This window comes from Tardiphaga sp., assembly GCF_025356345.1.
Classification (GTDB): domain Bacteria; phylum Pseudomonadota; class Alphaproteobacteria; order Rhizobiales; family Xanthobacteraceae; genus Tardiphaga.
This window is the reverse complement of the sequence record NZ_JANXTC010000216.1, coordinates 1-10,486: the sequence shown is the minus strand read 5'-3', so window position 1 is coordinate 10,486 and position 10,486 is coordinate 1. Positions and strand designations below refer to the sequence as shown.

Here is a 10,486-nt window from a genome sequence, read left to right as displayed (position 1 = left end):
TCTCACGCTGCATCGCAGAATGCAGCGTTTCCGGGGAGGGCATGGCGGCCATCGCGATCAAAATCTCAGATTCGTGAACAGTCGGACGCCAAGGCCGGGCTGCAGCACGTCTGCTTTCTTGAACGAGATATGGTTGCGGATGCGCTCGTCGAGCAGATTGTCGCCACTGACGCCGAAGCTGATTTCGCGCGGGCCGCCGTCGGATTTGACGAAAGCATGCGTGTAGCTGAATTCGGCCTTCAGCAGATTGTAGCCCGCGGTGGCGGTCTCGTTGATGGCGATGTCGTTCTGGGTGAAGGCATGCAGCAGCCCGAGCCGCGCATGCCATTCGGCGCTGCGCCACCACAGGCCGGCGCCGGCGCGCATCGGCGCGATGCGCGGCACGCCGCTGCCATCGGCGAAGGTGGCGCGTACCATGTCGAACTGGCCGTCGACGCCGAACATGCCGTCGCCAAGCGGCGTGACGTCGAGCTGTGCCGAGATTTCGCCGCCGCGAAAATTGGCGTCGCGCTGGGCGTAGGCGACCTGCAGCAGCGGTCCGGTGGCACCGCAGCTGGCAAACACGTCGGTGCAGAGATTGCCGGTGACCTGCTTGTAGATGAAGTCGAGATAGCGCGTGTAGTACAGGCTGGCCTCGAAGCGCAGCTGGCCGCGGGCGCGCTTCAAGCCGAGCTCGATCGATTCCGCGGTTTCGAGTTTGAGGTCGGGATTGCCGATCACGAAGGTACCCGACGCGCCGTCGGAGCCGCGGGAGTAGAGTTCGGGTGCGGCGGGTGCCCGCTGCGCCCGCTGCGCACTGAGCGACGCCACCATGTCCCAAGGCAGCGTCTTCAGCAGGCCGAGGCTGAAGCTCTTCGGCGCGAAATCGCGGCTCGCCGCGGTCTCCGTGAACAGGTTCGGCGGCGGCAGCAGGCTGGCGGGGAAGCGCGGCGCCAGGCCGGACACCGAGAGGTGCTCGACCCGGCCGGCCGCCTGCCATTTCAGCGTCTCCGACAGCTGCAGCTGTTCGAACACGAAGCCGGCGACGGCATCGGTATTGGTCGGCGCCAGCAGGCCGCCGAGCGCGCCGGACGTGCCGAGCTGGCGGTTGCTGGCCTGCACGCCCCAGTTTCCGGTCAGCGCGCCCAGCGGCGTCGCCACGGCGGCGTGGTCGAGTTCGAAGCGGCCTTCGATCTCCTTGTTGCGGATCGTGTTCTGCACGCCGTCGATGCCGCCGGCGCCGATGCCAAGCTCGTCATGTTTGTAGTCGCTGGCGCCAAAACCGAAACGCACCGCGTCGATGCCTTCGGTGGGCGCGCGCCACTCGCCCTTGCTGGTGATCTTGGTCTGCTCCAGATCGATGCGCGTATTCTGCCGGGCGTCGTTGCTGCCGGGGATATGGTACAGGCTCGACAGATGCTGGATCGCGGTGCCGATATAGCCGCCATCGAAGATCCACGATCCGCCGACCGACTGGCCGTCGGAACGCAGGCTGGTATTGGCCTGCACGCCACCCGGTATCCGATAGTCGCCGGCGCTTCTGCCGAACGCGTCGATGTGAAACGCGACATTGTTGCCGCTGGCGTCGAGGCTGGCGGCGCCTTCCAGGCCGCGGTCCACCGAGGCCGAGGCGCCCTTGATACGCGCGGCAAAATTTTCAGGGACGAGGTTTTCCGGAATCCGGTTGTTGCTGGCATTGACCACGCCGCCGATCGCCTGGTTGCCATAGCGCAGCGTCGCCGGTCCGCGGATCACCTCGATTTTGTCGGCGGACAGCGGATCGACCGGCACCTGGTGGTCCTGGCTGAAATCCGACGCGTCATGGCTGCCGATGCCGTTCTCCTGGATGCGGACGCGATAATCGTCGAGGCCGCGGATGTTCGGTCGGCTGGCGCCCGGCGCGAAGGTCGAGGCGGCGATGCCCGGCTGCGTCGACAGCAGGTCGGCCAGCGAGGCCGCGGTGTGGCGCTGCAGCTCGGTGCCGCTGAGGCTGGTGGTCGACTGGAAGGCATCGCCCGCCTGGCGCTCGCCGGCCACAACGATTTCCGGCAGCACTTCCTGGGCGCCGGCCGTCCCGGCCGCTGCGATCGACAGCCAGCTCGCCCCAATCGCCGACACCATGCTGATTCCGGATTTTGAACGCACGTCGATCCTCCTTATTCACCTCATGCAAATGCAAGTGCGAATTATTCGCAATAAGGAATGGCCAGCCTCGCCTTGTCAAGCCGGACAACGCAAAACAGTCGATCGGGACCGTCGCTTGCTGCTAAAGCGCCGTGCCCATCGCCTTGCGCGGCTTGGCGATTCGAACTCCGGGACGCGGATGATGACAGGCGACCCGATCACCCCAGAGCGCTGCGATCCACCGGCCGTCACGATGCTGACGGGCGACGGAGCCGCGGTCGAATTGCCTGACGCCGACGCCGTGCAACAACGGGTCGCGCGCTGGACGGCGGACTTCCCCGATTTTGCCGCTCTGCGCGCCAGGCACCGCCATCCGGTGCTGGCGTTGCGGCGGTTCGGCGTGCTGTGCCGCCAATCGGGCGACGACCAGCGAGCCATCGAAGCCTTCACCGCGGCGCTATCGCTGGCGCCGGATGAAGTTTGGCTGTGGCGTGATCTCGCCGGCGCCTTTCAGGGCGCATCGGGTTTCGATCTGGCCACGTGCTGTGCGCGCCAGGCGCTGCGGATCGACCCGACCCATGCCGCGACGTGGCTGCAATATGCGGTGCTGGCTGGAAATCTCGACAATGATCCGTTGGCGGAGGACGCCTATCGTCGCGCGCTGTCGCTCGATCCGGATCTCGCCGACGCGCATTTCGGGCTCGGCCTCCTGCAGATGAAAACGCTGCGCTTCGCGGCGGCGGTCGCCAGCCTGCGCCGCGTCGCCGCGCCCGGCGATGTCGACGCCGTCGTCTCGCTGTCGCTCGGCCATGCGCTGTACATGGCGGCGCAATTTTCCGAAAGCGCCGAGGCGTTCGCGCAGGCGGCGTCGGTGGCGCCGCTGTCCGGCCATAGCCTGCAGAAATACGCCCGCGCGAAAACCTTCGCCGCGATCATCACCGGCGACCTCGCGCAGGCGCTTGCCGACTATCCGGCCCTCGCTGGCGTGGAGGCCGAGCCGCTGCGCGACATCACCCGCGATGGCTTTGCGCTGCTCAGCGCCTATGGCTACCGCGCCGCCGCGCTGGCGGTCGGGAAATTCCGCCTCGCCCACGATCCCGGCGATCCGGTCCAGCGGCACCTCAACGACGCGGTGGCCGGCCGCGCCATCGACGCCGTGCCGACGGACTATGTCGAAGCCTATTTCGACGGCTTCGCCGCCGGCTTCGACGAGCGGCTGGTCGGCGTGCTGGCCTATCGGGTGCCGCAGGATCTCGCCGCGCTGGTCGGCCGCCATCGCCCGGCCGTTGCGCGGATGCTCGATCTCGGCTGTGGCACTGGCCTTGCCGGAGAATATCTCGCCGGCTTCGGCGCCGATCTGGTTGGCGTCGATCTGTCCGCGCAGATGCTGGCGCAGGCGGCCAGGCGCGGCAGCTACCGCGCGCTGGTCAAAAGCGAGGCGATCGAATTTCTCGCCGCGCATCCGGCGTCGTTCGATCTGGTGTTTGCCGCCGACGTGCTGATCTATTTCGGCCGGCTCGACGAGTTGATCGCCGCGGTGGCGCGGGCCACATCACCGGATGGCCTGTTCGCCATCAGCATCGAACGGGCATTGATGGCGGATTTCGAGATCCTGCCCTCGGGGCGTTTTGCCCATCGCGAATCCTATCTGATGTCATTGACCGAAGCCGGCTTCGAGCTGGTCGAACGCGCGGACACCGCGCTACGGCTGGAGGCCGGCACGGCCGTCGCGGGGGTGTTGCTGGTGTTCCGCCGTAAGTAAGTGCCTGCGACGACAACGTGGTGGTCGGGGTGAAGGCGGGTAGCAAAAAGCCATCCGGAGGCCTCTGCCCGCTGTCCGTGCGTCGCTGAAAATATGTATAATTCATAAGCAAATGTCCGTCTTTGTATGCAATGCGGCAAGACCGGGCCAGCCCGCGGATCACCTGCCAATTTCATATATTTCAGTATCATCAATAGGTTGATCGGCGCGTGGTCGCGCGGATCGTCTGGCACGAACCTTGCGAAGACTTCTCCAGAAATGCCCCTCATGCGCTGGAGACATCGATGAAGCGTCGTGATTTTCTGAAGACGGTGACGGGCGTCGCAGCCAGCGCCATGGTGCCGGCTCCGGCGATCTTTTCCGCCGCGAAGGCCGATGCCCGCTCGGAGACGCTGCTGATCGTCTCCGAAAGCGGCCCCAACAATCTCGACATCATGGGCGTCGGCACCAACGTGCCGGGCTACGAGGTGTCGTGGAATTGCTATGACCGGCTGATCACCCACGAGATGAAGGCCGGCCCCGGCGGCGTGCCCTATTACGACCGCGACAAGATCAAGGGCGAACTCGCCGAGGACATGCAGGTCTCCGACATGTCGGCGACCTTCAAGCTGCGCAAGAACGCCAAATTCCACGACGGCACGCCGGTGACGGCGAAGGACGTCAAGTGGTCGCTGGATCGCTCGGTCTCGGTCGGCGGCTTTCCAACCTTTCAGATGAGCGCCGGCTCGCTGAAGAAGCCCGAGCAGTTTGTCGTCGTCGACGACCACACCGTGCGCGTCGATTTCATGACCAAGGACCGGCTGACAATTCCCGATCTCGCGGTCATCGTGCCCTGCGTGATCAATTCCGAACTGGTGAAGAAGAACGCCAGCGAGAAGGATCCCTGGGGGCTCGAATATACCAAGATGCAGACGGCCGGCGGCGGCGCCTACCGGGTGACGAAGTGGACCGCCGGCACCGAAGTCATCATGGAGCGCAATGATGACTGGGTGTCGGGTCCGATGCCGAAGATCAAGCGGGTGATCTGGCGCATGGTGCCGCAGGCCGGCAACCGCCGCGCGCTGCTGGAGCGCGGCGATGCCGACATGTCCTATGAACTGCCCTACAAGGATTTTCAGGAGATCAAGGCCAACGGCAAGCTCGACGTGGTGTCGCTGCCGTTCTCCAACGGCATCCAGTATATCGGCATGAACGTGACAAAAGCGCCGTTCGACAATCCGAAGGTGCGCCAGGCCGTCGCCTATGCGATTCCGTATCAGAAGATCATCGACGCGGTGCTGTTCGGCCTCGCCAACCCGATGTTCGGCGCCTCCGCAGACAAGCCCACCGAAGCGGCGTGGCCGCAAGCCACCAAGTACAATACCGACATTGCCAAGGCCAAGGCGCTGCTCGCCGAGGCCGGCTATCCGAACGGCTTCGAGACCACGATCTCGTTCGACCTCGGTTTTGCCGTCGTCAACGAGCCGCTATGCATCCTGGTGCAGGAGAGCCTGGGCCAGATCGGCATCCGCACCACCATCAACAAGATCCCCGGCGCCAACTGGCGCACCGAGCTGAACAAGAAGGAGATGCCGCTCTATACCAACGTGTTCTCCGGCTGGCTCGATTACCCCGAATATTTCTTCTACTGGTGCTATCACGGCGACAATTCGGTGTTCAACACCATGAACTACAAGTCGCCGGAGATGGACAGACTGATCAACGGCGCCCGCGTCGCGGCGGCCAGTGGCGACACGGCGGCCTATGATGCCGATGTGAAGGGCTTTGTCGATCTGGCCTTCACCGAGATCCCGCGCATTCCGCTGTACCAGCCCTATGTCAACGTCGCGATGCAGAAGAACATCTCCGGCTATCAATACTGGTTCCACCGCCGCCTCGATTATCGCGCGCTGGTGAAGGCGTAAGCATGATGGCAGCCGCGGCGCGCTGGGCTCTTCCTTCCCTCTCCCCTTGTGGGAGAGGGTGGCCGCGCGCAGCACGGCCGGGTGAGGGGATAGCCTCTCGTGTCGCGGCGCCCCCTCACCCGTCTCCAACCCGCTTCGCGGTTTCGATCCACCCTCTTCCACAAGGGGAGAGGGAAGAAAGGAGCGCCTCGCCATGCTGTCCCTGATCGCCAAGCGCCTGATGTTCGCGATTCCCTCGCTGATCGGCGTCGTGATCGTGACCTTCCTGCTGACCCGCGCGCTGCCCGGTGATCCCGCGGCGTATTTCGCCGGCCCCTCGGCGGACAAGAACGCCATCGAGGAAATCCGCAAGAAGCTCGGCCTCGACAAGCCGCTGATCGAACAGTTCTTTCGCTACACGGCCGATCTCGCCAAAGGTGATTTCGGCAACTCGCTCACCACCGGCCAGCCGGTCGCCACCGAGATCCGCAACCGGCTGCCGGCCTCCGCCGAACTGACGCTGCTGGGCCTGATCGTCTCGATCGTGATCGCGATTCCGCTCGGCATTGTCGCCGCGACCAAGCCCGGCTCGTGGATCGACCATCTTTGTCGCATCACCACCACCGCCGGCGTCTCGCTGCCGGTGTTCTTCACCGGGCTGGTGCTGGTCTATGTGTTCTACTTCCGACTTGGCTGGTCCCCGGCGCCGCTGGGTCGGCTCGATGTGTTCGCCACCACGCCGCCCTCGGTGACCAATTTCTATTTGATCGACAGCATGCTCGCGCGCGACTGGGAAGCTTTTCGATCCTCCTTCAACCAGTTGATCCTGCCGACCGCGACGCTGGCGATCTTTTCCCTCGCGCCGATCGCACGCATGACCCGCGCCTCGATGCTGGCGGTGCTGTCGTCGGATTTCGTCCGCACCGCGCGCGCGTCCGGCCTGTCGCCGCGCACGGTGATCGTCACCTATGCGTTCCGCAATGCCATGCTGCCGGTCATCACCACGCTGTCGATGACGTTTTCGTTCCTGCTCGGCGCCAACGTGCTGGTCGAGAAGGTGTTCGCCTGGCCGGGCATCGGCTCTTACGCCGTGGAGGCACTGATCTCGTCCGACTTCGCGCCGGTGCAGGGTTTTGTGCTGACGATGGCGGTGATGTACGTGCTGATCAACCTGATCATCGATATTCTTTACGGCGTCATCGATCCCCGCGTCCGGATGGAGGGCTGAGCCCATGAGCAGCGTCGCGCCCACCATCGAACCCGTCCCCGCGCGCACCTCCGCGCTGGCGGCGACTTTCCAGCACACTTGCTACATCCTCGGCGAAAATCGCGTCACGGCCTTCGCCTTCGGGCTGCTGGTGCTGATCGTGTTCGCCGCGCTGTTCGGCCCCTCGATCGTGCCGTGGGATCCGCTGGCCTCCGACACCGCGCAGGCGCTGAAACCGCCCTCGACCTTGCACTGGTTCGGCACCGACCAGCTCGGCCGCGATATTTTCAGCCGCGTCATCGTCGCGACAAGGCTCGATTTTTTCATCGCGATTGCCTCGGTGCTGCTGGTGTTCGCGATGGGCGGCCTCGCCGGCATTGCGTCCGGCTATTTCGGCGGCTGGACCGACCGCATCGTCGGCCGCATCAGCGACACCATCATGGCGTTTCCGCTGTTCGTGCTGGCGATGGGCATTGTCGCCGCATTGGGCAACACCGTGCAGAACATCATCATTGCCACCGCGATCGTCAACTTCCCGCTCTATGCCCGCGTCGCCCGCGCCGAGGCCAATGTGCGCCGCGACGCCGGCTTCGTGCAGGCCGCGCGATTGTCCGGCAACAGCGAGATCCGCATCCTGCTGGTGCATATATTGCCGAACATCATGCCGATCATGATCGTGCAGATGTCGCTGACCATGGGCTACGCCATCCTGAATGCCGCCGGCCTGTCCTTCATCGGCCTCGGCGTGCGGCCGCCGACCGCCGAATGGGGCATCATGGTCGCCGAAGGCGCCTCCTTCATGGTCTCCGGCGAATGGTGGATCGCGCTGTTTCCCGGCCTCGCGCTGATGATCGCGGTGTTCTGCTTCAACCTGCTCGGCGACGGGTTGCGCGACATCGTCGACCCCTCCCGGAGGACGTGAGGATGGCAGCCGTGCTCAAGTCTCGTGCGCTTCCTAACCTCTCCCCGCTCTTCGCGGGGATAGGTCTACCGGCGAAGCGCAGCGAAGCCGGTCGGGTGAGGGGCGGGGCACAAGCTTCACTATCACGGTCATTTTTCGCGGATCGCAAGAGCCCCTCACCCCAACCCTCTCCCCGCAACAGCGGGGCGAGGGGGCGTGCCGTCCGTGTGGAGCCATCAGCATGACCGCCCAGCCCTTGCTCGACATCAACGACCTCACCGTCGAATTCGCCACCCGCCGCGGCATTGTGAAGGCCGTGCAGCATGTCAACATTACCGTAGCCAAGGGCGAGACGCTGGGCATTGTCGGCGAGTCCGGCTCCGGCAAGTCGGTGACGTCCTATGCGGTGATGCGGATTCTCGACCGCGCCGGTACCATCGCCGAAGGCTCGGTGATGTTCTCCGGCGTCGACCTCAGGGGCGCCTCGGAGAGCCAGATGCGCGATTTGCGCGGCAGGGAGATCTCGATGATCTTCCAGAATCCGCGCGCGGCGCTGAACCCGATCCGCAAGGTCGGCGACCAGATCGAGGACGTGCTGCGTCAGCACGTCCAGGCCAGCGGCCATGACCGCGCCGAAAAAGCGATCGAGGCGCTGCAGGCGGTGAAGATCGCGCGGCCGCGCGAGCGCTACCATGCCTATCCGTTCGAACTGTCCGGCGGCATGTGCCAGCGTGTCGTGATCGCGCTGGCGCTGGCCTGCAATCCGCAATTGCTGATTGCCGACGAGCCGACCACCGGCCTCGACGTCACCACGCAAAAGACGGTGATGGACCTGATTGTCGAACTGACAAAAAGCCGCGGCCTGTCGACCATCCTGATCACCCATGATCTCGGCCTCGCCGCCGCCTATTGCGACCGCGTGGTGGTGATGGAAAAGGGCCGGGTGGTGGAGACGGCGCTGTCGGCCGACATTTTTGCCAATCCGCAGCATCCCTATACGAAAAAGCTGATGCAGGCGACGCCGCGGCTCGGCGTCAGCCTGCGAGACCTGCTGCCGCCGGAAGAGCGGGCCGCGATGCCAGTGTTCAGCGTCCCCTCCCTCCTTGTGGGGGAGGGTGGCCGCGCGATAGCGCGGACGGGAGAGGGGGCGCCACAAGCGCCGTCGCCCGCGGCCCCCCTCTCCCTGACCCTCCCCCACAAGGGGGGAGGGGACACTCCCGCCGGTGCGCAGCCGCTATTGCGCGTCGACAACCTCGTCAAGGAATACGCCCGACAGGGCGCGACGGCGTCGTTGGCAAAACTGTTCGCGCGAAAACCGGCGGCCGAGCCGGACCAGTTTCGCGCCGTCGACAGCATCTCGTTCACGGTCGGCCATGGCGAGAGCGTCGGGCTGGTCGGCGAGTCCGGCTGCGGAAAATCCACCACGTCGATGATGGTGATGCGGCTGATCGACAAGACCTCCGGCGGCATTCATTTCGACGGCGACGACATCGGCGCCATCCCGCCCAATGCCTTCGCGCGGCTGCCGCTGCGAAAAAGCATCCAGATGGTGTTTCAGGATCCGACCGACAGTCTCAATCCGCGCTTCACCGCGGCCCGCGCCATCGCCGATCCGATCCTGCGGCTTGGCGATATCAAGGGCGGCGACGCGCTGCGCGCCCGCTGCGAGGAACTGGCGCGGCAGGTCGGACTGCCGCTCGATCTGCTGGATCGTTTCCCGCACCAGATGTCCGGCGGCCAGAAGGCGCGCGTCGGCATTGCCCGCGCCATCGCGCTACAGCCGAAGCTGATCGTCCTGGACGAGCCGACCGCGGCGCTCGACGTCTCGGTGCAGGCGGTGGTGCTGAACCTGCTGCAGGACCTCAAGCAATCGATGGGGATGAGCTATCTTTTCGTCTCGCATGATTTGAATGTGGTGCGCCTGCTGTGCGATCGTGTCATCGTCATGCGGACAGGGCGAATCGTCGAGCAGGGGTCAACCGAAGCCGTGCTCGGCGCGCCGCGGGACGACTATACCAAGGAGCTGCTGTCGGCGATCCCGCACCCGCCGTTGCCAATCGATGCGTGAGAGATTCGAAGCCGTCATTGCTTCGTCGCAAGGGCTCCTCGCAATGACGAACGAGATCAACGTAACATAGCGAAAGTACGAGATGACCGCACCAGATCCGCTTGATGACTATATCGACGCCGTGGCGAACGTGCTCGGCCTGCCGGTCGAAGACGCCTGGAAGCCGACGATCCGTGCCAATCTCGCCGTCACGCTGAAGATGGCGCGGTCGGTGGAGGAATTCGTGCTGCCCGATGAAGCCGAACCGGCCAGTATCTATGCGGCCTGATCCCGTGACATCCCCCGATGCTGAATGGCGCTCCGCTTCCGACATCGCGAAAGCGGTCGCAACGAAACAGGTGACCGCGTTGGCCGTGACCGAGGCCGCCCTGGCGCGCATCGCCAGCCATAATCCCGTCCTCAACGCCTTTACCGACGTCACGGCCGAACGCGCTTGCGCCACGGCAAAGGCCGTCGACGCGGCGATCGCGGCCGGCCAAAGCGTCGGCCCGCTGGCCGGCGTGCCGTTCGCGGTGAAAAACCTGTTCGACGTTGAGGGGCTACCGACCCGCGCCGGCTCGAA

At 65.0% G+C, this 10,486-nt stretch carries 8 protein-coding genes; 7 read left to right on the top strand and 1 reads right to left on the bottom strand.

The features are described from left to right. Positions 1-57 precede the first annotated feature (57 nt). On the bottom strand, positions 58-2,124 hold the full coding sequence (locus Q0S16_RS13350; RefSeq protein ID WP_295848963.1) for a TonB-dependent receptor: 2,067 nt from the start codon (positions 2,122-2,124) through the stop codon (positions 58-60). A 181-nt stretch (positions 2,125-2,305) separates the two neighbouring features. Between Q0S16_RS13350 and Q0S16_RS13345 the strand changes: the two genes are divergently transcribed. From Q0S16_RS13345 to Q0S16_RS13315, 7 genes are all read left to right on the top strand, one after another. Then, a complete protein-coding gene (locus Q0S16_RS13345; RefSeq protein WP_295848962.1) occupies positions 2,306-3,865 on the top strand; it encodes a methyltransferase domain-containing protein in 1,560 nt (519 codons plus the stop codon). A gap of 284 nt (positions 3,866-4,149) precedes the next feature. Next, entirely contained in the window at positions 4,150-5,769 is a 1,620-nt protein-coding gene (locus tag Q0S16_RS13340; protein WP_295848961.1) for an ABC transporter substrate-binding protein, read from the top strand. Between the two features lie 193 nt (positions 5,770-5,962). Next, the gene (locus Q0S16_RS13335; protein WP_295848959.1) at positions 5,963-6,976 is read left to right on the top strand and encodes an ABC transporter permease; all 1,014 of its coding nucleotides are present in this window, start codon (positions 5,963-5,965) and stop codon (positions 6,974-6,976) included. A 4-nt stretch (positions 6,977-6,980) separates the two neighbouring features. Next, positions 6,981-7,877, top strand: coding sequence for an ABC transporter permease (locus Q0S16_RS13330; RefSeq protein ID WP_295848958.1), 897 nt, complete (start codon positions 6,981-6,983; stop codon positions 7,875-7,877). Positions 7,878-8,097: 220 nt separating this feature from the next. Further along, positions 8,098-9,924: an ABC transporter ATP-binding protein gene (locus Q0S16_RS13325; RefSeq protein ID WP_295848957.1), complete on the top strand. Its 1,827-nt coding sequence runs from the start codon at positions 8,098-8,100 to the stop codon at positions 9,922-9,924. An 82-nt stretch (positions 9,925-10,006) separates the two neighbouring features. Further along, entirely contained in the window at positions 10,007-10,192 is a 186-nt protein-coding gene (locus Q0S16_RS13320; RefSeq protein ID WP_295848955.1) for a DUF4089 domain-containing protein, read from the top strand. After that, positions 10,182-10,486 (top strand): amidase family protein (locus tag Q0S16_RS13315; RefSeq protein ID WP_295848953.1); only part of this gene is annotated, 305 nt, incomplete at its 3' end. The genes Q0S16_RS13320 and Q0S16_RS13315, both read left to right, overlap by 11 nt.

Coding starts and splice junctions, on each gene's coding strand:
- Q0S16_RS13345 (WP_295848962.1), top strand. CDS start 2,306: ATGACAGGCGACCCGATCACCCCAGAGCGCTGCGATCCACCGGCCGTC.
- Q0S16_RS13340 (WP_295848961.1), top strand. CDS start 4,150: ATGAAGCGTCGTGATTTTCTGAAGACGGTGACGGGCGTCGCAGCCAGC.
- Q0S16_RS13335 (WP_295848959.1), top strand. CDS start 5,963: ATGCTGTCCCTGATCGCCAAGCGCCTGATGTTCGCGATTCCCTCGCTG.
- Q0S16_RS13330 (WP_295848958.1), top strand. CDS start 6,981: ATGAGCAGCGTCGCGCCCACCATCGAACCCGTCCCCGCGCGCACCTCC.
- Q0S16_RS13325 (WP_295848957.1), top strand. CDS start 8,098: ATGACCGCCCAGCCCTTGCTCGACATCAACGACCTCACCGTCGAATTC.
- Q0S16_RS13320 (WP_295848955.1), top strand. CDS start 10,007: ATGACCGCACCAGATCCGCTTGATGACTATATCGACGCCGTGGCGAAC.